A 20,909-nucleotide genomic window follows, 5' to 3' on the forward strand; every position below is an offset into this window, starting at 1 on the left:
TGAGCGTTCACAATAAAAAGGAATAACATCTATGGATGAAGTTACATGCCAAGAGACGTATCAAGGAAATCACTTACAGAAGCGTTTTTCCGTCTCGCAAAGGGTCTCAATTGAGCCCCTCAACACGAAACACGCGTCCGCTTTACTAGAGGTTGTGAACACTCACCGAGAGAGCCTTGAGGGCTATCTACCTTGGACGGATTCTGTCACGAATCATAGAGAGGCCGTGAACTACATTTCCCTGCGAGTGAACAGTAACGCGCTGGATTCCCACTGGTGTGCAATTTATTTTGATGAGCAGCTTACGGGTGTTATTGGCATTAAAGGTGTGGATTTACATACACGTGTTACTGAAATTGGCTACTGGCTTGCCAATAATGGGCGAGGCCATCGTGTGATTGATCAAGTACTCGCAGTATTGATCCCTTTTTTGAAGCAGAAAGGGCACGCACAATTCATTCAGTTCCATTGTATGGAAGATAACATCGCTAGCATCAATATTGCTGAGCGTGCAGGCGCCACATTAAAAGAATACGTTGATCATGAGTTTGATATGCTTGACCGCTCTCAACGACTAGGCATTTATGAACTACGTTTGATGTAGTATCCACCCCAGAGATATTTTAATCAGAGTTCGAACTCTAACTTCACGAGCGCTACAATAGTAACATTGTTGCGCTCGTGTTAACTTGGAGCGTCATTGGTAGAAACTAGGCTAGGAGAAGCATCATGAACGCAATCACAGAGGTTGAAGTAGATAACTTGTTACAGCAAAGCCTCGAACGCTTAAAAGCGGCATATGCAGCCGAGCCTTATCCTAGTTTGGATGAACGTAAACAGCGCCTCGTTTTGTTAAAAAAATCGCTGCTTGAGAACAAACAAGCTTTGGTTGAAGCGTTAAGTGACGATTTTGGCTATCGTTCAGAATTTGATACCGCCATGACCGACGTTTTGCCAACGGTCTCGCATATTAATTATACCCTCAAACGACTAAAAAAATGGTGCAAACCCAGCAAGCGCGAATCCGGCTTATTGCTCGCACCTTCTAAAGTCACCGTTCAGTATCAACCGTTAGGTGTCGTCGGGATCATTTCACCGTGGAACTTTCCTGTGATTTTGAGCCTTGCGCCTTTAGTGACAGCATTGGCTGCTGGCAACCGCGTGATGATGAAGCTCAGCGAATTTACGCCAAAAACCAATAAAGTCATCGTCGATATTTGCCGTGGGTTGTCTGAGTATGTCGAAGTTTTTGAGGGTGAAGCAGACGTCGCACAAGCATTCAGCCAACTGCCATTCGATCACCTTTTGTTCACGGGTTCTACGAGTGTTGGTCGCGCAGTGGCAAAAGCGGCAGCGGAAAACCTTACCCCGGTGACGTTAGAGTTGGGTGGAAAGTCCCCGGTGATCATTGCAAAAGATGCAGACATGAAGAAAGCCGTTGATGCTATCTTGTTTGGTAAATGCATTAATGCAGGCCAGATTTGTGTCGCGCCTGACTACGCGTTTGTACCGCAAGAACGTGTCGAAGAGTTCATTTCGTTATTCTTAAAACGTTTTGAAAAGCTCTATTTAAAATCCAACAAGAATCAAAAGCTGACCCATATTGTCAACCAACGACAATATGATCGTTTGACTGCGCTACTTGAGGATGCAAAAGCGCAAGGTGCTAACCTTCACACTGTTGAAGCGTCGCCCCAAGAGGAACGACTTCTGTATCCTCATTTGGTCACGGATGTGTCGCCGAATATGCGAATCATGCAAGAGGAGATCTTCGGGCCATTTCTACCTGTTAAGCCCTACAATGCCGTTGATGAAGCGATTGACTACATTAATCAGCGCCAAAGACCACTTGCGCTGTATGTTATGTCGGACGACAAATCGACCATCAAACATATTGTACGCAACACCCACAGTGGTGGCGTCGGCGTTAATGATACGGTTTTACATGTTGGCGCTGAAGATGCGCCTTTTGGTGGCGTTGGTGAATCGGGTATTGGGCATTATCACGGAGAGGAAGGATTCAGAACTTTTAGTCATGCGAAAACCATTCTTCACACACCGAAATGGTTGCCAAGAACGAGCGTATTAATGCGCCGTAGGGCTATGGCGATAAAAGCGATCCAAAAGATCTTTGTTCGATAATAATTATGATTTGATTGATAAAAAACCGCCCGAATAGGCGGTTTTTTGTTTCTATATGCTCTGAAACGCTGGGCACCAAAGTCCGAGAAACTTCCATCGCGTGCTACCAACAAAACAAAGAAAGGCTCTTGTTGAAAGAGCCTTGTTCAGGAAATGTCGAAATATCTTGGCAAGTTTAATGCAGAACTTCACTGCTGAATCTTAGATATCTACAGTCGTTCATCAGTTCTTTAAACGCCTTTCGCTCCAGCTTAATCAGAGTTTCATGATCGCCAGCTTCAAGGTAGACATGTTCCAAGTTTGCTAGTCTTTCATCGCAAACTGTCGACATGTGGTAAGGACTACCAATCGGTGGAATAGCGCCGTGTTCACAATCGGTGAAGAGTCGGTAAACCATACGCTCTTTCACCAAGTGGAAGGTGGCATTAAATTCGTCGTTTAATCTCGACAAACTGATTTTGTTGTTGGCAGGTAAGACCGCCATCATATGACGCCCTTCATGATCCTCTAGAATCACACCTTTTGCGATATTCATTAAAGGCACATCTGCTGCAACACCACTTTGTAGCGAGCTATGACTGTGGCTGTGATTCACGGTTTGAAAGTGAATGTTATGCTCAGTCAAATATTCATCTAATCGGGTTGCAATAGTCATATAGCCTCCACGTGTATGAGACCCATAAAAAGTATAGGTTAGTCGGGCGACAATCGCGCATTTTACTCGGCGACACTGACGCTCTTTACGCTCCTGTTCTACGCTTATTGCAAGCCAGCGAGAAAGCATGGTTAACAATAATAAATAGGGGGCAACATGAGCAAGCCAATCATCGCTGATAACAAGCCGATCAAAGTAGAGTTGAAAGCTGGGCAAGAATATTACTTCTGCCGATGTGGGCGTTCTAAAAATCAACCTTACTGCGATGGGTCTCATTCGGGGACCGGCTTAAAGCCAATGAGCTTTAGTGCGGAAAAAGACGAAGATGCCTATCTCTGCCAATGTAAGCATACCGCCAATGCTCCTTTTTGTGATGGTACACACAAGCGGTTTACCGCAGAGCAAGTCGGTAAAGAGGGACCGGAACAAAAGCGAGAGAAAAGAGACAAACCAACAGCGTCTGCTTCACGAGAAGAACCAACCCTCGAGTTTATCCACCAATTAGCGAGAGAAGGACTCTCTAAACTCGGTCATCATGGTCCGATGGCTGCAATGGGGGTTCCTAGGCATTTGCTACCACATTGGGATGCTATACAAATCATGGTGGCGCAAATGGCGACACAACCGTTGTTGGAAGACGTTCCTGTGTCTACCGAATTGATTGTGGGGCCAAACGCGCGTAAGCCGCTCAGACTCGCTATTCCTTTGTTGGTGTCGGACATGAGTTTTGGCGCACTTTCTGAAGAGGCGAAAATTGCACTAGCAAAAGGTGCAGAGTTGGCGGGGACTGGGATTTGCTCTGGTGAGGGTGGCATGTTACCGGAAGAGCAGGCCGTTAATTCACGGTATTTCTATGAGCTTGCTAGTGCTCAATTTGGCTACGACGAATCTAAGCTTCTTAATGTTCAGGCGTTTCACTTCAAAGGCGGGCAAGGAGCAAAAACGGGCACGGGTGGTCATCTGCCTGCAAATAAAAATGTAGGTAAGATCTCTCAGGTGAGAGGCATCCCCGAGGGACAACCAGCGATATCACCACCAACGTTCAAAGATCTTCACACTACTCACGATTTCAGAAAGTTTGCTGACAGAGTTCGTGGCATCACAGGCGGTATTCCAATTGGATTTAAACTCAGTGCCAACCATATTGAGCAAGACATTCAGTTTGCGCTTGATGCTGGAGCTGATTATATCATCTTAGATGGTCGCGGTGGTGGCACGGGTGCGGCGCCAACTATGTTCCGTGATCATATTAGTGTACCCACCATCCCTGCTTTAGCTCGTGCACGTAAGTACTTAGATGAAAAAGGCGTAAGTGACCGTGTCACATTAATCATCACCGGTGGGTTGAGAGTTCCTACGGATTTTGTCAAAGCGTTGGCACTTGGAGCAGACGGAGTAGCGATAGCAAACAGTGCGATGCAATCGATCGGTTGTGTCGCGGCTCGCATCTGCAACACCAATAATTGCCCGGCAGGCATTGCGACACAAAATGCCGATTTGAGGCAGCGTCTCGACGTTGAAAAGTCATCCCAGCAACTGAAAAATTTCTTCGAATCTTCTGTTGAGCTCATGAAAGTCATGGCGAGGGCGTGTGGTCATCACGCTCTGAATGAATTTAGTCATCATGATTTAGCGACCTGGGATCACAACATGGCGAGGCTGTCTGGGATTAAGTATTCAGGTATGGACTTAAACTGATCTCTATCCATATTTTCTGCATATAGGTACATGTTTGATAACAATTATTTATTCGCTGAAATGTTTGAAATTTTGACTTGGCGTTAACTAAAAAAACAGTGTATGAACTACGCTGTTTGAGGTGGATATTCGATTTATTGAATAACAAAGAGTGGTTACCACAACCACGACACGAAGGAGCATTATATGAGCAAAGCAAACGGCGGTTCGGTAGGTAAATGTCCAGTTATGCATGGTGGGCAAACATCTACAGATAAGTCGGTGATGGATTGGTGGCCGAATGCCTTGAACTTAGACATCCTGCATCAACACGACTCCAAAACCAACCCATTTGGTCAGGACTTTAATTACAAAGAAGAACTGGAAAAGCTAGATGTCGAAGCACTTAAAAAAGATTTAAAAGATTTAATGACTGATAGCCAAGACTGGTGGCCTGCCGACTGGGGACACTACGGTGGTTTAATGATCCGAATGGCATGGCATGCAGCGGGTAGTTATCGTATTGCGGATGGCCGTGGCGGTGCTGCTACAGGCAACCAACGCTTTGCTCCTCTCAACTCTTGGCCAGACAACGCCAACCTCGATAAGGCTCGACGCCTTTTATGGCCAATCAAGAAAAAATATGGCAACAAACTAAGTTGGGCAGACCTGATTGTCCTTGCCGGTAACATGGCGTACGAATCCATGGGCTTTAAGACCTTTGGCTTTGCGTTTGGACGAGAGGACATTTGGCACCCAGAAAAAGACACTTACTGGGGGTCTGAGCAAGAATGGTTAGCCACAAGTGACGCTGATAACAGCCGCTACTCTGGTGAGCGAGATTTAGAAAACCCGCTTGCTGCGGTAATGATGGGTCTTATCTATGTGAACCCTGAAGGGGTAGACGGTAACCCAGATCCTCTCAAAACAGCACATGACATGCGAGTGACCTTTGCGCGAATGGCAATGAACGATGAAGAAACCGTCGCGCTCACAGCTGGTGGTCACACGGTGGGTAAGTGTCATGGTAATGGTGATGCCGCAAACCTTGGCCCAGAGCCCGAAGCAGCAGACGTTCATGAGCAAGGTCTTGGCTGGATTAACCACAAAACACGTGGCATTGGCCGTGACGCGGTAACGAGTGGCATTGAAGGTGCTTGGACAACACACCCTACACAATGGGACTACGGATACTTCCACCTACTATTTAAGTATGACTGGGAACTGAAAAAGAGCCCAGCAGGTGCATGGCAATGGGAGCCAATCGACATTGAAGAAGAAGACAAGCCTGTCGATGTTGAAGACGGTTCTAAGCGCTACAATCCAATCATGACCGACGCCGATATGGCGCTCAAAATGGACCCTGAATATCGTAAGATTGCAGAAAAGTTCCAAAATGACCCTGCGTACTTTGATGACGTTTTTGCTCGTGCCTGGTTTAAGTTGACACACCGCGATCTAGGACCAAAATCATGTTATTTCGGCCCTGATGTGCCAAGCGAAGATCTTATTTGGCAAGACCCAACGCCCGCAGGTAAGACAGACTACGATGTCGATTTAGTGAAAACAAAAATTGAAGCAAGTGGCCTATCCATTAGTGAGTTAGTAAGTACGGCGTGGGATAGTGCGCGTACCTACCGTGGCTCTGACCGCCGAGGCGGTGCAAATGGCGCGAGAATTCGCTTGGCTCCACAAAAAGATTGGCAAGGGAACGAACCTGAACGTCTAAGCCGTGTTCTTGCGGTGTTAGAAAAAATAGCAGCAGAAGAGGGCTGTAGTGTTGCAGACGCTATCGTGCTTGCTGGGAACGTAGGTATTGAACTGGCTGCGCGTGCCGCAGGTCATGATGTATGTGTGCCATTCGCGCCAGGCCGAGGTGATGCCACCCAAGAGATGACGGATGTTGAATCATTCGAAGTTCTTGAGCCTGTCGCTGACGGTTTCCGAAATTGGTTGAAGAAAGACTACGCGGTTAAGCCAGAAGAGCTTTTATTAGATCGTGCTCAGCTTATGGGGCTAACGGCGCCAGAAATGACGGTACTTATCGGTGGTATGCGCGTTCTAGGCAGTAACTACGGCGGTGGAAAAGAGGGCGTATTTACTGAGCGAGTCGGCACTTTGTCGAATGATTTCTTCGTGAACCTTACTGACATGGCATATACGTGGAAACCAGTGAGTGCTAATCAATATGAAATCCGTGATCGTAAAACCGACGCTGTGAAGTGGACGGCTACTCGAGTGGATCTTGTCTTTGGTTCAAACTCGATCCTGCGTTCGTATGCGGAAGTGTATGCGCAAGATGATAATCAGGAAAAATTCATCCATGACTTCATCGCCGCATGGACGAAAGTCATGAACGCGGATCGTTTTGACTTGCAATAAGTGAAACGATGCCTGTCGGTAGATGGGTTGATGAATAAGTAAGAGAGGCGGGCGAAAAGCTCGCCTTTTTCTTTACCTATCTTTTTACTTTGATTGTTACTTTGATTGAAAATTAAGCTCATTTGAACCATAATAACTGGACCATATGAACCATAGGAGCTTGATATGGCAACTGCAGCATTAAAAAGCTTCAAACCGAAACAACCTCATAAAGCCAATTTCTGGTTTATGTTGGGTATTGAAGACGCTGAAACAGGTCGCACTGATGCGGTTCACAAAGGCTTTGAGCCAAAGGTGTATCGCAATATTGTTGAGCGTGTGAAGCTTTCTCAGAGTGAGTTTCAAAACGTCACATTGATACCTGTCAGCACGGTCAAGCGTCGTCTAAAAAACGATGAGCGCTTCAATACGCAAGAAAGTGATGCAATCTATCGATTAGCGATGTTATTGAAACTCGCGACAGAACTGTTTGACGACGAAGAGCGCGCGTTAAAATGGATGAGAGAGAATGTGTATGGCTTAGGTGGAAAACGTCCACTTGATATGGTCTCGACCACGGTGGATTTTGAAATCGTAAAAGATTTGATCGGCCGTTTAGAGCACGGGGTATTCTCGTAATATGAAGCTCTATCGTCTCACACAAAAGAAATTTGCTGACACGCCATTCAGCCCCGTTGGCGCAAAGTTATTTGGAGGGCGATGGAACTCAAAAGGAACCGAAGCCCTCTACTTCTCTGAATCGGAATCCCTTTGTTCGTTGGAAGTGTTTGTTCACGTAAACAACGATCCTGCTATCACCAAACTTTACGATTTATATCGTATTGAAATGCCAGAATACCTCATCGCCACCTTAGATGAAGAAGATCTCCCTGTGACGTGGCGAGCAATACCGGCGAGCGAGTCTACGCAGTACATTGGTGATCAGTTTCTCAATGATCCTCATCCAGAGTTTGCCGCGCTGCAAGTGCCTTCAACGATTTCACCTCGTGATAAAAACTACGTGGTGAATCCAAATCATCCCAAAATGAAAGAGATCATCAAGAAAGCCGAAAAGCTCGATTTCGCGTTTGATCCGCGCATTTTCAAATAGACGCCTAGCTTTGTCTTGCTTTAAAGCATTCAGCGCTTACCTGAGATAAGCGCTGAAGCATAAAAGTTTATTTCCTTGGTTATTGTCGATCGTAAGTGAACTGTTGCGCTTCATTTGTAGTGTTGAGGTAATGCCCAAGCACCAACTCAGCACCTTTGTAAGATAAATGGCTGTCATCCGTATACATCGCATTGTTTGCTCCAACTCTCATTCGACATACGCCATTTCTGCAAATGGCATCGGTCAAGTCGACAAACTCAACGTGCTCAAATTGCTCAAAGTAGTTCACTAACTTCGCCACGTTTTGAGGGTGATGTTGTTTGGGAGAAAAGTCGCAGGCAGACTCTTCTGTCTCGCCAAACAAACGCGCTTTCCAAAGGCATTCTCCTACCGCAAACGGTGCAGAAGGGGTTGGACCGAAAACGACCACTTCCTTTCCTTTCAGTTCATTCAATAATTTGGTTAATGATGCTTCATAATCGGCTTGTGAAAGCTCTTTATTGAAATTAGAAGAGATAACAACGCGACGAATGGAAGGGGTACTTAGAATTGTATCGACAGCCTCATTGAAGAACTGTCGGCAAGAAATTGAGCCAGCAGCTTCTAGGATGTCGACATAACCGACCGCACAGGAATCTTGAGTAAGTTGCACCACGCCAGTTGGTGTTACTTCAGATAGACGCTTCACGTAAACCATGCTGTGACTATTGCCTAACACAGCGATGGCGGGCTGCGGCGCAGACGAGCACACATCGTTAACGTTGGTGTTGCCGTTGCAATCTAAACCATAACCGTTGTTAACGCGCATGGCCTCGAAAAATGCGCTTCTTTCTGGAAAACCACCGTTTTGATGACCGATAACGCCGAGCGTTAGCAAGGGCAACGTCAACAACACAATAACCGCGGACACAGTGCGCATGCTCATGGCTTTTCGGCTACGGAACGGCTTTTCAATAAAGCGCCAAGTGAAGTAAGACAGTACAAAAAGAGCGATAACGTAAAGCGGGATATTGACGTCTTGTGTTGTGTCCAACACGTAGCGGTAAAAGACAAATAATGGAATGTGCCACAAGTATAAGCTGTAGCTGATTAAGCCGACGAACACGACCCACTTTAGGCTCAGTAATCTACCGCAGACATTGCCTTTAGAGGCAAACAAAATCACCAACGCGCTACCGATGACCGGCACCAGCAGCGTAATGCCCGCGCCATCTTGCGATTTTTCAAACAAAAGCGCGGAAGCCAATATCAAAACGATGCCAATGGTTGCTAGAGTATCGTTAGATTGAACTTGGACTTTTCTCATCACTAATGCGAGTAATGAACCGGTTGCCAGTTCCCAAGCACGAGAGAAGATCATGTAAAAAGCGAAATCAGGATCGTTGCTCGCGTAGACAATAGTCATCAAACTCAGCGCAAATACCGCGATGAAAAAAGTCAGGTAAAACGCGTTTTTGCCACGAGCGAGTAGCATGAGTAGCAAAGGAATGACAATGTAGTATTGCTCTTCAACGCCCAAGCTCCAAGTGTGAAACAGCGGGTTGGCTTGATCTTCTAAACCGAAGTAATTGTGGCCTTTCAAATACAGAAGAATGTTGGATGCGGAAAGAATGGAAGACACTGCGAACTGACCAACGTCTTTGTGTGCTTGCGGCAAAAATAGCCACCAAGACATCAAATAGCTGACGGCGATCACCACTAGTAAGAGGGGGAGTATGCGACGAATGCGTCGCTCATAAAAATCACCAAGGCTGAACTTCTGGTTTTCTAAGTCGTTAATCACGATGGTAGTGATCAAATAGCCGCTGATCACAAAGAACACGTCGACGCCAATAAAGCCACCAGCGAATTGCTCAACTCCTGCATGAAACAAAATCACCAACGTGACAGCAATCGCCCTTAATCCGTCTACTTCTGCTCTGTAAGTCATATCGTGTTGCTCCAACATTCCGTTTAATGAAGTAGAGCAAAATATGAACCAGAAATAATGTTTATTTAAATCAGTGCCTTAAAGTGATTGTCAAAATGAAAATGCTAGGTGGGTTAACGAATTCCCAAATTGAATTTCAATATGGAAAACCCATAAAGAATGATCTTAAGAAGCGCTAAATCAAAGAACGTAAAGCGCGAGGCACTTAGACTTCATTGAAAATGATTACGCTAAAGAAACGATGACAGAGAATACGATTCAGGAAAAAATTGCCAGCTTTACTTGTATCGAAGAGGCTTTGGATTACTTCGACATCGAGTTTGATAGCCGATTTATCGAAAACAACCGAACCGAGTTGGTTAAGAGGTTTAACGGCTACTTAATCCTCACTAAACCGGATGATTGGTTTTCAGGTCGTCGTGCTTTAAAGAATGCTTACTGTAAAGTACAACGCAGTTTGCTCAGTAAAAAGACGCGCTCTGCGTGTCGAGGTTGTACATCTTGTCAAAGACGTTAATTCTGATGGCTTGCCTAAAAAGAACCCTGCATCTTGGCGTTACAGGGGGAAGAGCAAGGTTCTTTTGGTTTCGCTATTGGTTTGTCGCGAGTTGCGAATCAGCTTTACGTAGATGAATTAACCCGCGTGGTACGCAGGGTAGTCCACTAAGCCTTTTTCACCGCCGCCGAACAATGTGGCAGGGTCATGTTCTGCCAGTGGATAGCCATGCTTGATGCGGCTTGGTAAGTCGGGGTTTGCAACAAACGGACGGCCAAAGCCAATCATGTCAGCTAAACCACTTTCGATCGCGTGTTGCGCCTTTTCATCGTTGTAACGACCGGCATAAATCAGTGTACCTTTGTACGCCTCACGAACTGCGGTTTTAAAGTTGTGCGGAGTGTCTGGCGCGTCGTCCCAATCTACTTCTGCAATGTGAATGTAAACCACATTGAGTTTATCAAGCAGCGCTGCAGCGGCGGTGTAGGTTTCGACTGGCGTACTATCAACGGTGCCATTTAACGAAGTGAATGGCGCAAGACGAACACCAACACGCTCAGCTCCAATGGCTTGCGTCATCGCTTCTATCACTTCACCAAGAAAACGCAGACGGTTTTCAATAGAGCCACCGTATTCATCGGTGCGGTTATTCGCTTCAGAATCGATAAACTGGTTAACCAAGTAGCCATTCGCTGCATGAAGCTCGATACCATCGAATCCGGCTTCTATCGCGTTTAGTGCGGCTTGGCGGTACTCTTCAATAACGTTCTTGATGTCTTGTTTGGTCATTTCACGTGGCTCAACCACGTCGACAAAGCCCGGTTCGTCTGTGCCGTTATCGACAAATACTTTCACGTTTTCTGCTTTTAGCGCAGAAGAAGAAATAGGTTGCTCACCGCCAATGTTATCAGGGTGAGTCACACGACCAACGTGCCACAATTGCGCGAAGATAGTGCCGCCTTTCTCGTGCACTGCATCAGTTACTTTTTTCCAGCCAGCAATTTGCTCTGGGCTGTAAATGCCTGGTGTCCATGCATAGCCTTGACCCATTGGCGAAATTTGTGTGCCTTCAGCAACGATTAGGCCCGCTTCAGCACGTTGAGCATAGTAGGTCGCCATCATGTCGTTAGCGATATTACCTGGTTGAGAAGCACGAGAACGCGTCATCGGAGGCATAACGATACGGTTTTTTAATGAGAGAGAGCCAAGTTGAATGGGTTGAAATAATGCGTCTGTCATAGGAAACCTCGTTATTTTTGAGTTTGGATGAGCTCGATTTGGTAACCATCGGGATCTTTAATGAACGCGATGTGAGTTTCTCCGCCTTTCATTGGACCTGGCTCGCGAGTAACGTTGCCACCAAGCGCTTTAATTTTTTCGCAAGCGGCGTAAATATCTTCAGACCCCAGTGCCATGTGTCCGAATGCGTTACCCAAGTCGTAACTGTCGGTGTCCCAGTTATAAGTTAGCTCGATGGTCGCGCCATCTGGTTGATCAGGGTTACCAACAAACACCAGTGAGTAACGGTATTCTTGGTTTTCAAAACGATCCAAAACACTCATTCCCAGAACTTTTGTATAAAATTCGATAGATTTGTCTAGGTCAGCTACACGGATCATCGTGTGGAGAAACTTCATAAGTCGCCTTTTCATAACGTTGCGTAATCACTATGCAAACCATATCGCCACTCTAAATAAACTGGAAATTATCGTTAATTATTAAAATGATTATTTAGTGTTATGAAAAGCGAGGTTGCTGGCCCTGCAACATGCAAACAAAGATTACTCGCCGTTTCTTTTTAATTGTTGGCATATGCTAATTACTCTTTTGAGAAACCGAGTAACTATCATGTCCACAAACAGCTACTGTCATTACACTCACGAATATCATCATCAATGTGCGGTTTGTTCTTCAATTAATGTGAATCCGAACTCTTTGGCCGTGAACTACCAATACCTAGCCGATGGTTCTGTTGTCGGAGAGTTTCACGTTTTACCGCGTCATCAAGGTTACACAGACCTGTTGCATGGTGGTATTGCCAGTTCGCTTCTCGATGGTGCAATGACGCATTGTTTGTTATCTAGAGACATTCAAGCCCTTACGGCGCAGTTGGATGTGCGCTACCATGCACCTATTCAGTTAGATGATCGAGTCACGATTACTGCACACTGTGAAGGTGAACGACGCGGTATATATCAACTGGTGGCTCAATTGCGGGTCAATAGCGAAGTTAGAGTGACGGCTAAAGGGAAGTTTATTCGTCCTAAAAAGGCATAAATAAAAACGTGTTCTACGGAGAGGCAATGAAGAAATTTGATGAGCTGTATGCAATTGCGACGAGAAAATCTCAATATGACCAAACCAACACTTGGTTTAAAGGCGTAGAGACTTATCTGGAGGCCATTGGCAAAGAAGTTGATGAAGTCCGCGAAGAGATTCGTGAGGATCGCCTTTGTCATTTGGAAGACGAGTTAGGCGATGTGTTGTGGAACTATCTTAACGTATTAAAAGCGCTGGAAAGAGAAAAGGGTATAGATCCTGAGAAAGTACTCGAAAGAGCCTGCAACAAATACGATCAGCGTGTATCTGCGATTGAGTCGGGACGCAGTTGGGATGAGATAAAACAGCAGCAGAAACAAGCCTTGAACGCAGAGCATGAAGCCGCGCAGTTAGAAGATGTAAAGAGCCAATAACTGCGCTTGGTATTGAAAGGATAGGTTAATAGAGAATACCTAGTCAGCCCTTGGAGCTGTTGACCAACAGTAGGTCACAAGGTGGTTGATCAAGTAACGTGTCTACAGTGCTGCCAGACCAAAATTGAGATGACATGCTTCGTTTACATGCCCCCATAATCAAAATCGCTGCTTGTGATTGCTTAACTGCTTTTGGTAACGCCGTTTCAGGGTTTCCTTCCGGTAATAGTAATGGAACTCGCGTTAACTTTTGCGCAGTAATAAAATCTGTAATGCCTGCTTTTTGATTGCTTAATATCTCTGCACGATAGCGAGAGAGGTATGGCGCGACGTATCGGCAGTAAACGAGCGTCATTTTCCCGCTTAAGGTTTGTTCTAATTTTGAGCCTCGCGAGACGATGGCTTTATCTACTATCGACTTTTCATCCCCTCGATGAAGTGGGTCGATTGCACAAAGCATGTTGGCGTGAGAAGGCCATGAACGCTCACTCAGTAGCAACAAGTCGCAATCTTGTTGTGCTAGTTCTGTGAGCATCGTTTGAATCTCGTGTTTGTTAAAGTGTCCCACGAGCAGTAAGTCAGTGTGGTCAACAAGTCGTTTCGCAACTTGCTCAACCCAATGGCTCCCTTTGAAATGCTCGTAAGAGAGCGTTGGTGTTTCAAGCTCTTCTTCTTCACAAAGTTCGACAATTAATGCGTTGAACTTTAAGGTCCAAGCTTCAAACTCAGCTTGTCTTTTTTCTATATGGTCAGAGTTGAAACTGAGAAAATGAGCGAATGCGTGATCTTCACTTCGGCGATGGTCTTCCACTAAAACTACAATAGGCTGAGCCAGCGCTGTCGAAAATTGAATCACTTTACGAAGCACCTTACGACTTGGTAAGGCGGCCTGCTGAGTCAGAAAAAATACAGGTGCCATTGATTACTCCATTGTCAAACAAGGCGAATGAGCCTGACACACATTCAAGTCTATACCATGAACTGATGCAGAGGCGTTTTGTTTCTGCGAGCGAAATATAAATTCCGCAATTAAGTCAACTATCGCCTAGAATTTTAACATCAAGAATTCATGCCTTCGGATAGCACATATCGTCAATACGGCGAATGTGGTAGTGAAAGCTATAGGTAAAAGTAATGATAGATTCCAACCAATTGCAAATTAACCGCAAAGTGCCACATTTGCTTGCTGAGATCATTAAAGCGATAGAATCGACCGAAGACTTGAGCTTTTTGAAAGACTATCAAGAAGCACAGATTGCGAACATTTTGGAATCGGTCAACATTGCTTACCGTAAGCGTGTCATAGAAGCAGTGCCGCCTGAGAAGTATTGGACGGTATTAAATTTGCTCCGATACGACACCGCCAAGCACATTCATCAATCACTCAATAAAGACTTACAACATGAACGCTTGGCGTACATAACGGATTCAGAACTGATCATCTTTGCGGACTTTCTACCGACCGAATTTGTAGATGAATACCTTATTGATCAAAGTGAAGAGTCTGTCGCGCATATCCAACAAGCATTGTCGTATGAAGACAACAAAGTTGGACGTTATGCCGAGCCTCACTTTCTGGTCGCAAACCCTAAAAACAGCGTAGGAGGCATCAAAACCGAGCTGCTAAAACGCGGGCAAAGTCCAGTGCGGTTGATTATTGTGCGTGATGCAAGTGGTGTGATTGGTACGATAGAGCCGCAAACCCTGTTGCTGCACGAGAATCATATCAAACTTACCGACTTGACCGTAGTTACGCCAATCCTAGAAGATATTCAAACGATTCAAAGTGTCAGCAAACAAGTCTCGATTGATGGTGGAGCACATTGGTTTCCTATCATGGCTGGTGGCAAAATTATGGGCGTCTTGTCGATGGCGACCATCGCGATTACGTTGCGCGAACTCAGCCTACAAGCTGTAGTGGCAGAAAACGTACGAAGCGAAGAAGATTTGTTCACACCATTAAGCGTGGCGACAAGGCTAAGAGCACTTTGGCTGGTGATTAACTTGCTGACCGCTTTTGTTGCCTCTGCCATCATTGGTATTTTTGATAATGTGGTCGAGCAAGTCGTTGCGCTTGCGATCTTAATGCCTGTCGTGGCGAGCATGGGCGGCATCGCGGGTAGCCAAACCTTAGCGGTGGCCATTCGAGGTATCGCACTAAACCACTTGCACCAAAGTAACTTGAAGCTATTGGTGAATAAGGAATTAAAAATCGCCACCATTAATGGTTTAATTATGGGATTGGTGATCGCGGGTGTCGTTTACATGGTGTTTGACTCTTGGCCATTGGCACTTATTATTTGCTGTGCCATTTTCCTCAATAGTTTGGCGGCCGCGGCATCGGGTACGTTGATACCATTCACGTTGAAGAAGTTTAACATTGACCCCGCCGTGGCTGGCTCGGTAGTATTGACGACCGTTACCGATGTCGTCGGTTTCTTTGCGTTCTTAGGCTTAGGTGCCATTTTCTTGATATAGATATTCAATTGACGCGTTAACCATCAGAACCAATCGCACCACTTCCCAACCCATTATTTTGGGCGAGCTTGCTTCGCTCAGCATTCCTCCGTTTTCCATAACCGATGAACACGTCGTTTCGGTTCTTACTTTGTAAATCTCTTCACTGCTCAGTTCTATTCCCCAAATTTCCCACTACCGATCTCGCTTAACGTTAGCATGCCAAATTCCAATTTCAAACGCCAAATGATGCCAATTTTCTTGGCTGTACACGCATTACTTCACTCAAACAAAAAATAAGGAAAAGATTTTGAACAAACTCATCGTATTCACTGGTGGTCCTGGTGCAGGGAAAACTTCGGTAATCGAACAGCTAAAAACACAAGGCTTTATCTGCGCGCCAGAAACCGGCCGTCAAATAATACAAACGCAGGTTGCCAATCACGGTTCAGCATTACCTTGGAATGACAAACAAGCTTTTCGAGACGAAATGATGAAGGTAGAAGTGAGCAATTACCGAGCTTTCAATGTCCACCAAGGGAATGTGTTTTTTGATCGCAGTATTGTGGACGTATATGGCTACAGTAAGTTGGAACAACTGCCAATCTCGCATGAGCTCATCACGCATTGCCAGACGCTTCGTTATCATTCTCAAGTATTCATTTTTCCACCGTGGACGTCGATATTCAGCAACGACGAAGAGCGAAAGCAAGATTTTTCTGAAGCGGTGGCTACGTATCAACAGATGGTCAACGCTTATCACAAATTTGGTTATCAATTGATCGAAGTGCCCAAAATGTCAGTCGAAGACAGAGTAGCGTTTATTCGCGGCTCAATCATCGAATAAGGCTGAAAGATGATTGATGCAAACAAATGCGTAAGGCGATTGTGACCACGACGACAATATGCGTAAAGGGAGTTATTTATACTGGATAAAATTCAATAACTTAATTGAGTGTTATGTCTTTTAAATATCTTACCTTATTGCTCGCAACGACGAGCATGAGCAGCTTTGCTGATGTAGGCCTGCCTTCGGGGGATGATTGGTTAAACCATGTGACGAATGGCCTAGCCCCATATTGGATGATGGAAAGCGCGCATGGACAACCTGCGGGGAATTTTCCGACTTTTCGTTGTGATAACGGTGTCATTCTCGACCCACAAAAGCCGTGTGAAGAATTAAACAAAGAGTGGATTATCCCGCACTTCGATCGCGAATACACCCGCATGAAATCGCGCCAAACTTACGCTTATGGCGTGCTTTTTCATCTTACGGGTGACAAGCAAGCATTAGAGCTGGCAAAGAAAGGGGCTTATTACCTGATTGATCACCTACAAGATGAGAAAAACGGCGGCTTTGTGAGCTTTACGCGTAGTGGGAAACCGGGGATGGAGTGGCAACAACGAACTTCTCAAGACCAAGCTTACGCCTTGGTGGGTTTGGCGATGTACTACTACTTGACTCAAGATCCAAAGGTCGAACAAGCGCTCATCGACCAGCAAGCGTTTATATTTAAACAATACCGACGAAGCGATGATCGCGGTCTGGCTTGGGTTTTGAAAGACGGTGATGGGGAAAGTGCGAAGCAGCAAGAGCTAGTCGCTCAACTTGACCAGATCAATGGCTATCTGTTGTTAACGGCGCCACTTTTACCACCGCCAGCGCAAGCCAAGTGGAAGCAAGATCTGCAATGGCTGACGCAAGTGATGATAGATAACTACCATTCCGTCAAAGAGCAGCGCTTTTATGGCGCGATACACCACAAAGCGGTAATGATGCCAGATGCGAAACACAATGATTTTGGACACACCATCAAGGCGTATTGGATGACGTATCTGACAGGTCAGTTGTTGGAAAATTCAAAGTGGACAGAGTTTGGTTTCAAAGGAATGAAACACACGCTTAAGCAAGCGCAATACCAGCAAAACTTTGAGCAAGTCAAAGCGCTTTTCTCACCAGAATGGCAGAGTAAATGGACGCAAGAGAGCATTCCTGCTTGGCAATCAAGACCATACAAGCACTATAGCTCGTCTTGGGAATGGGCAGAGCTCGATCAAGCGGCAATGACAGTTTCCCTTATTGATGGTTCGATGAAAGAAACGCTTCAATACACGTTACCCACTTTTATGGATGTATGGGTGGATCATCAATATGGAGGGGTCGGTCTAAGCCCTAAATCAACCAAAGCGTTCCATTGGGGAAATGGTTACCACCAGTTTGAACATGCGTTGGTCGGGTATTTGTACGCGCAACAAATGGCAAAACAGCCCGCCAAGCTTTACTACGCGCGACCAGCAGAGAATAAAATGCCACTTAATCCGTATTACTTTAGCGCAGACGTAAAATCGTTGTCGTCACAAAGTGATGGAGTCACCACCGCGACATTCACCAATATTCGACCTTAGGTTGGTCGATGGTGATGTGTTAGTTAAAGTCCGCGTAAAAGCCAAAGCAAAATTGTAGCAGTAATATCAATAAAGGCTAACCAACTGGTTAGCCTTTATTTTTAATAATCTTACATGTAATGGTGACAACACATATAGTTAACGAATGTTTATTTGTAATGACCGCTGAGTGTTTCTAACAAATATCTAACTATAAATTAACTTTCATTGATTAGGGTATATCTCACAACTAGGACAACTTAGAGCTTGGAACTTTATGCAATCCTGTTCATAATAATGGTTTTGAGAGAATCATTATGTACATTTCTATACTAACGCACGAGAGAGATACGCCGTTATCAATCAACTACATTAATTACATGTATCCAGCTGACAAACTATTTAGCTCTTGTGTCGAACTAAGAAGCAAATTAGATAATGAGAAAATTCCCGTTAATACCATAAAAGATACTTCTCTTGCGGGACCATTACGTAAGCTTCCAAATGATATTACAGGTGAGAAAAGGTTACAAAAGCTTAAGGAACAGATAGATCGCAACATGGCGGTTAAGTCTGGTATGTTAACAGATCGAATGCACTGGAAAAATAAAGCTGTTATTCCTTCACGTAAATTTTCGTCTCTAGCTCCAATACAGTCGTCAACTCTAGCTTCTACTGCAATGAAAGCAAATAGTGGAAGGGCCATGGCCTTAGGGATGGTATTACAGAAAGGCAGAGCTATGCTTCTCTTTGATATTATCCGACAAAACGTTAGAGTACTAGCTAATCGAGTACACAATGCAAATCTAGAATCATCTGGCTGCATTTTGATTGTTAATGTGAAGTATTTGAAAGTCGAAAGGGAATATGGGAAAGCTCCTCAACTATCTAGAGTTTCATTAGCAAGTATAATTTCTCAAGAAGACAAGTATAACTTTGATTCGAGTGCTTATGTTCGTGGTCAAATTGCCAATATGTGTGAAGCTAGTGCTAAAGCTCCGATCAATACAAAGTTTCAAATTGTAAGCGGTCAGTATGACGATTCATACTCGACAGCAGTCTTGTTTATCAAATGTACATGGGAATAACATGAGAATTGTTAACGTTTTATTCGTAGTGCTCCTTGTTACGGCATGTAACGATACTACGTCAAAGTTTGAGGCAACTAAAACGACAGAAAGCCTCCTAACTAAGAACCGAGAAGCTCCAGAGCAGTTGTACAGCGAAGCAAATAAATTTTATGAACAAGGTGATGTGCAAGGAGCAAAGTCTTTATTGATCAAAGCTATCGAAGTGGATGATGTTCATAGTAAAGAGCTTTTAGGGGTAATCCTTCTGAAAGAGCCAAAAGTCATGGATGTTAAGCGGGGCTTTTCTTTAATCTCAGAGGCTGCTGATGATGGGTTGGCTAGTGCACAATTTTATTTAGGATCATGTTTGTATGATGATGGCTGTGGTTTACCTGAAAATAAGGTGCTTTCAGCCTATTACTTGACGCAAGCGTTAAATAATGGTGAAGGTGGTGCACAAATGCTACTTGGATTTCTAGATGAAGAAATAGGTGACACTGCGATTGATCAAAAAACATATGCGGTAGAGCTGAATCGCTATATAGAACAACTCAATTAATATTGCGGCTTAATGTTTTATAGGGTTTTAATCGAACCTCAAACAGAGAGTGCTGGACTTCTACAAAGCAGTAGAAGCCACAGCGAAGCTGCAACAATAATCGAGTGTGTAATAGAAAATAAAAAGCCGTCAGAACCAACTGGTTTTGACGGCTTTTTATTCTATGACAGGTAGAGGATTCAATTTTCAGCGCGATAGGTCCATGAAAACTTAAGTGAGATTCCAATCACGTCGCATGATCTCACTAGTGTCATTGGAAATAAATGAATTGTTTCTAATACATAGAACGTATTAACATGGTTGCACTTGGCCCATATGAGTAAATTCATTGAACATACAATTTGAGAGAGGGTTTAGTTGTAAAAATAATAGTTAGTTGGAATCTAGGTTAAATGAAAATAAAACTATTTAAAAAGCTACAAGTTGTATTTCTTGTGGTGTCAGCATCTTTAATGGTGGGGTGTTCGTCTATAGATGCGCATGCTGGTGGCGGATACGGAAAGCCGTTTTCAGGCACCGCGTTATCAGTCGCACGACAACCTTGCTATTTAAGAGCTGATATTACTTCTATCGCGTTATACCCACTATCATTGATTGACATTCCTTTGTCGTTAGCAACGGACGTTGTGTTTCTTCCTGTTGATTTAGTCATGGTAGTTACGCCAACAACGAGTTATGGCGGTGTTGTTTCTCTAGGTTGTCCAAGCGGAAGCATGATCTAAAACGCTTATTTTATTCAAATAAATGGAAGGAAATGAAAGTGGAATTAAAAAATAACTATTCAGAATCAGAAATAAACCAGCCACCATCGGTACTTCTTGTTACGTCTCTGTTGTGTCTGGCGTCCGTTTGTTGGGCTGCATTGCTGTTGGCCATTGAATATATTGTTGGGATAGAAATGAGTGGTACAGGCTTTCTTAGCACGTTAATCCCAGCCATGAGTGTTGGTTATTACTTCGGCTACAAGACTGGAGATGTAATGCCAACAAAAACAAGATGGTATGCTGTTTTACTGTGGACTTTAGCAAGTTTGGTAGTGTTCTCTCTTATCTTAATGTCGTTAGATATTTCTCCGTTTTATTTATTATCTGAGCTCGGTGGGGTAAGTATTTTTATTGCTATCATAATGCTAATAACGATTGGCATCGCCTACTTAATTTTAAAAAGTGGTGAGAAAATGGCGATTAGAGTATTACTCAAAGCCAAGGAAAGTCAGTAGATAAAATACAACAAACGATTCAATTAGGATCATGACAAGACGCCAGCCATAATGTGCTGGCGTTTTAGTTTCCTGTTTGTAGGATTTTTTGTCTAAAAGGCAAACCCATTTATTGTGTTGTCGTTTGAGTTAATGGTTTATGCCTTGTGCGCAA

21 protein-coding genes are annotated in these 20,909 nt (G+C 44.5%); 16 read left to right on the forward strand and 5 right to left on the reverse strand.

Annotated elements, in window-relative coordinates:
• Positions 1-31: 31 nt before the first annotated feature.
• Positions 32-604: a GNAT family N-acetyltransferase gene (locus R7F07_RS05485; protein ID WP_033906501.1), complete on the forward strand. Its 573-nt coding sequence runs from the start codon at positions 32-34 to the stop codon at positions 602-604.
• A gap of 125 nt (positions 605-729) precedes the next feature.
• The gene (locus R7F07_RS05490; RefSeq protein WP_033906502.1) at positions 730-2,142 is read left to right on the forward strand and encodes a coniferyl aldehyde dehydrogenase; all 1,413 of its coding nucleotides are present in this window, start codon (positions 730-732) and stop codon (positions 2,140-2,142) included.
• A 175-nt stretch (positions 2,143-2,317) separates the two neighbouring features.
• On the opposite strand, the gene R7F07_RS05495 is transcribed toward R7F07_RS05490, so the two are convergent.
• Complete coding sequence (locus R7F07_RS05495) at positions 2,318-2,797, reverse strand: aminoacyl-tRNA deacylase (protein ID WP_171342915.1); 480 nt, start codon at positions 2,795-2,797, stop codon at positions 2,318-2,320.
• 156 nt (positions 2,798-2,953) lie between these two features.
• On the opposite strand from R7F07_RS05495, the gene R7F07_RS05500 reads away from it, so the two are divergent.
• From R7F07_RS05500 to R7F07_RS05515, 4 genes are all read left to right on the forward strand, one after another.
• A complete protein-coding gene (locus tag R7F07_RS05500) occupies positions 2,954-4,495 on the forward strand; it encodes a glutamate synthase-related protein (RefSeq protein ID WP_005376500.1) in 1,542 nt (513 codons plus the stop codon).
• Positions 4,496-4,681: 186 nt separating this feature from the next.
• Positions 4,682-6,856: a catalase/peroxidase HPI gene (katG, locus tag R7F07_RS05505; RefSeq protein ID WP_005376499.1), complete on the forward strand. Its 2,175-nt coding sequence runs from the start codon at positions 4,682-4,684 to the stop codon at positions 6,854-6,856.
• Between the two features lie 165 nt (positions 6,857-7,021).
• The gene (locus R7F07_RS05510; protein ID WP_005376498.1) at positions 7,022-7,474 is read left to right on the forward strand and encodes an antitoxin Xre/MbcA/ParS toxin-binding domain-containing protein; all 453 of its coding nucleotides are present in this window, start codon (positions 7,022-7,024) and stop codon (positions 7,472-7,474) included.
• 1 nt (position 7,475) lies between these two features.
• Positions 7,476-7,946: an RES family NAD+ phosphorylase gene (locus R7F07_RS05515; RefSeq protein WP_005376497.1), complete on the forward strand. Its 471-nt coding sequence runs from the start codon at positions 7,476-7,478 to the stop codon at positions 7,944-7,946.
• A gap of 79 nt (positions 7,947-8,025) precedes the next feature.
• Here R7F07_RS05515 and R7F07_RS05520 read toward each other — a convergent pair whose 3' ends face one another.
• The gene (locus R7F07_RS05520) at positions 8,026-9,876 is read right to left on the reverse strand and encodes an acyltransferase family protein (protein ID WP_005376496.1); all 1,851 of its coding nucleotides are present in this window, start codon (positions 9,874-9,876) and stop codon (positions 8,026-8,028) included.
• Between the two features lie 241 nt (positions 9,877-10,117).
• On the opposite strand from R7F07_RS05520, the gene R7F07_RS05525 reads away from it, so the two are divergent.
• A complete protein-coding gene (locus R7F07_RS05525; protein WP_005376494.1) occupies positions 10,118-10,393 on the forward strand; it encodes a nitrogenase-stabilizing/protective protein NifW in 276 nt (91 codons plus the stop codon).
• A 117-nt stretch (positions 10,394-10,510) separates the two neighbouring features.
• On the opposite strand, the gene R7F07_RS05530 is transcribed toward R7F07_RS05525, so the two are convergent.
• Together R7F07_RS05530 and gloA are read right to left on the reverse strand one after the other, a co-directional pair.
• Complete coding sequence (locus R7F07_RS05530) at positions 10,511-11,611, reverse strand: alkene reductase (protein WP_005376492.1); 1,101 nt, start codon at positions 11,609-11,611, stop codon at positions 10,511-10,513.
• A gap of 11 nt (positions 11,612-11,622) precedes the next feature.
• Positions 11,623-12,009 (reverse strand): lactoylglutathione lyase, encoded by a 387-nt coding sequence (gene gloA / locus R7F07_RS05535; protein ID WP_005376490.1) that lies wholly within the window; start codon positions 12,007-12,009, stop codon positions 11,623-11,625.
• A 211-nt stretch (positions 12,010-12,220) separates the two neighbouring features.
• Here gloA and R7F07_RS05540 point away from each other — a divergent pair, with 211 nt between their 5' ends.
• Positions 12,221-12,649, forward strand: coding sequence for a PaaI family thioesterase (locus tag R7F07_RS05540; protein WP_005376488.1), 429 nt, complete (start codon positions 12,221-12,223; stop codon positions 12,647-12,649).
• A 26-nt stretch (positions 12,650-12,675) separates the two neighbouring features.
• Complete coding sequence (locus R7F07_RS05545; protein ID WP_005376487.1) at positions 12,676-13,065, forward strand: MazG nucleotide pyrophosphohydrolase domain-containing protein; 390 nt, start codon at positions 12,676-12,678, stop codon at positions 13,063-13,065.
• Positions 13,066-13,108: 43 nt separating this feature from the next.
• Here R7F07_RS05545 and R7F07_RS05550 read toward each other — a convergent pair whose 3' ends face one another.
• The gene (locus R7F07_RS05550) at positions 13,109-13,984 is read right to left on the reverse strand and encodes a universal stress protein (RefSeq protein WP_005376485.1); all 876 of its coding nucleotides are present in this window, start codon (positions 13,982-13,984) and stop codon (positions 13,109-13,111) included.
• Between the two features lie 215 nt (positions 13,985-14,199).
• Here R7F07_RS05550 and R7F07_RS05555 point away from each other — a divergent pair, with 215 nt between their 5' ends.
• The 7 genes from R7F07_RS05555 to R7F07_RS05585 all read left to right on the forward strand — a co-directional run bounded on the left by R7F07_RS05555 (position 14,200) and on the right by R7F07_RS05585 (position 20,755).
• On the forward strand, positions 14,200-15,543 hold the full coding sequence (locus R7F07_RS05555; protein WP_171342916.1) for a magnesium transporter: 1,344 nt from the start codon (positions 14,200-14,202) through the stop codon (positions 15,541-15,543).
• A 289-nt stretch (positions 15,544-15,832) separates the two neighbouring features.
• Positions 15,833-16,369 (forward strand): AAA family ATPase, encoded by a 537-nt coding sequence (locus tag R7F07_RS05560; RefSeq protein WP_171342917.1) that lies wholly within the window; start codon positions 15,833-15,835, stop codon positions 16,367-16,369.
• Between the two features lie 113 nt (positions 16,370-16,482).
• On the forward strand, positions 16,483-17,928 hold the full coding sequence (locus R7F07_RS05565; protein WP_171342918.1) for an AGE family epimerase/isomerase: 1,446 nt from the start codon (positions 16,483-16,485) through the stop codon (positions 17,926-17,928).
• A gap of 296 nt (positions 17,929-18,224) precedes the next feature.
• A complete protein-coding gene (locus R7F07_RS05570; protein ID WP_154204326.1) occupies positions 18,225-18,995 on the forward strand; it encodes a hypothetical protein in 771 nt (256 codons plus the stop codon).
• Between the two features lies 1 nt (position 18,996).
• Positions 18,997-19,536, forward strand: a complete 540-nt coding sequence (locus R7F07_RS05575; protein WP_064354738.1) for a tetratricopeptide repeat protein — start codon at positions 18,997-18,999, stop codon at positions 19,534-19,536.
• 392 nt (positions 19,537-19,928) lie between these two features.
• A complete protein-coding gene (locus tag R7F07_RS05580) occupies positions 19,929-20,258 on the forward strand; it encodes a YceK/YidQ family lipoprotein (RefSeq protein WP_017820979.1) in 330 nt (109 codons plus the stop codon).
• A gap of 32 nt (positions 20,259-20,290) precedes the next feature.
• Positions 20,291-20,755, forward strand: coding sequence for an ABZJ_00895 family protein (locus tag R7F07_RS05585; protein ID WP_171342919.1), 465 nt, complete (start codon positions 20,291-20,293; stop codon positions 20,753-20,755).
• The last annotated feature ends 154 nt before the right edge of the window (positions 20,756-20,909 follow it).

Source organism: Vibrio sp. YT-16 (genome assembly GCF_033337405.1).
GTDB lineage: Bacteria > Pseudomonadota > Gammaproteobacteria > Enterobacterales > Vibrionaceae > Vibrio > Vibrio alginolyticus.

Coding starts and splice junctions, on each gene's coding strand:
- R7F07_RS05575 (WP_064354738.1), top strand. CDS start 18,997: ATGAGAATTGTTAACGTTTTATTCGTAGTGCTCCTTGTTACGGCATGT.
- R7F07_RS05485 (WP_033906501.1), top strand. CDS start 32: ATGGATGAAGTTACATGCCAAGAGACGTATCAAGGAAATCACTTACAG.
- R7F07_RS05495 (WP_171342915.1), bottom strand. CDS start 2,797: ATGACTATTGCAACCCGATTAGATGAATATTTGACTGAGCATAACATT.
- R7F07_RS05490 (WP_033906502.1), top strand. CDS start 730: ATGAACGCAATCACAGAGGTTGAAGTAGATAACTTGTTACAGCAAAGC.
- R7F07_RS05510 (WP_005376498.1), top strand. CDS start 7,022: ATGGCAACTGCAGCATTAAAAAGCTTCAAACCGAAACAACCTCATAAA.
- R7F07_RS05580 (WP_017820979.1), top strand. CDS start 19,929: ATGAAAATAAAACTATTTAAAAAGCTACAAGTTGTATTTCTTGTGGTG.
- R7F07_RS05525 (WP_005376494.1), top strand. CDS start 10,118: ATGACAGAGAATACGATTCAGGAAAAAATTGCCAGCTTTACTTGTATC.
- R7F07_RS05540 (WP_005376488.1), top strand. CDS start 12,221: ATGTCCACAAACAGCTACTGTCATTACACTCACGAATATCATCATCAA.
- R7F07_RS05555 (WP_171342916.1), top strand. CDS start 14,200: ATGATAGATTCCAACCAATTGCAAATTAACCGCAAAGTGCCACATTTG.
- R7F07_RS05585 (WP_171342919.1), top strand. CDS start 20,291: ATGAAAGTGGAATTAAAAAATAACTATTCAGAATCAGAAATAAACCAG.
- R7F07_RS05500 (WP_005376500.1), top strand. CDS start 2,954: ATGAGCAAGCCAATCATCGCTGATAACAAGCCGATCAAAGTAGAGTTG.
- gloA (WP_005376490.1), bottom strand. CDS start 12,009: ATGAAGTTTCTCCACACGATGATCCGTGTAGCTGACCTAGACAAATCT.
- R7F07_RS05520 (WP_005376496.1), bottom strand. CDS start 9,876: ATGACTTACAGAGCAGAAGTAGACGGATTAAGGGCGATTGCTGTCACG.
- R7F07_RS05545 (WP_005376487.1), top strand. CDS start 12,676: ATGAAGAAATTTGATGAGCTGTATGCAATTGCGACGAGAAAATCTCAA.
- R7F07_RS05515 (WP_005376497.1), top strand. CDS start 7,476: ATGAAGCTCTATCGTCTCACACAAAAGAAATTTGCTGACACGCCATTC.
- R7F07_RS05550 (WP_005376485.1), bottom strand. CDS start 13,984: ATGGCACCTGTATTTTTTCTGACTCAGCAGGCCGCCTTACCAAGTCGT.
- R7F07_RS05530 (WP_005376492.1), bottom strand. CDS start 11,611: ATGACAGACGCATTATTTCAACCCATTCAACTTGGCTCTCTCTCATTA.
- katG (WP_005376499.1), top strand. CDS start 4,682: ATGAGCAAAGCAAACGGCGGTTCGGTAGGTAAATGTCCAGTTATGCAT.
- R7F07_RS05565 (WP_171342918.1), top strand. CDS start 16,483: ATGTCTTTTAAATATCTTACCTTATTGCTCGCAACGACGAGCATGAGC.
- R7F07_RS05570 (WP_154204326.1), top strand. CDS start 18,225: ATGTACATTTCTATACTAACGCACGAGAGAGATACGCCGTTATCAATC.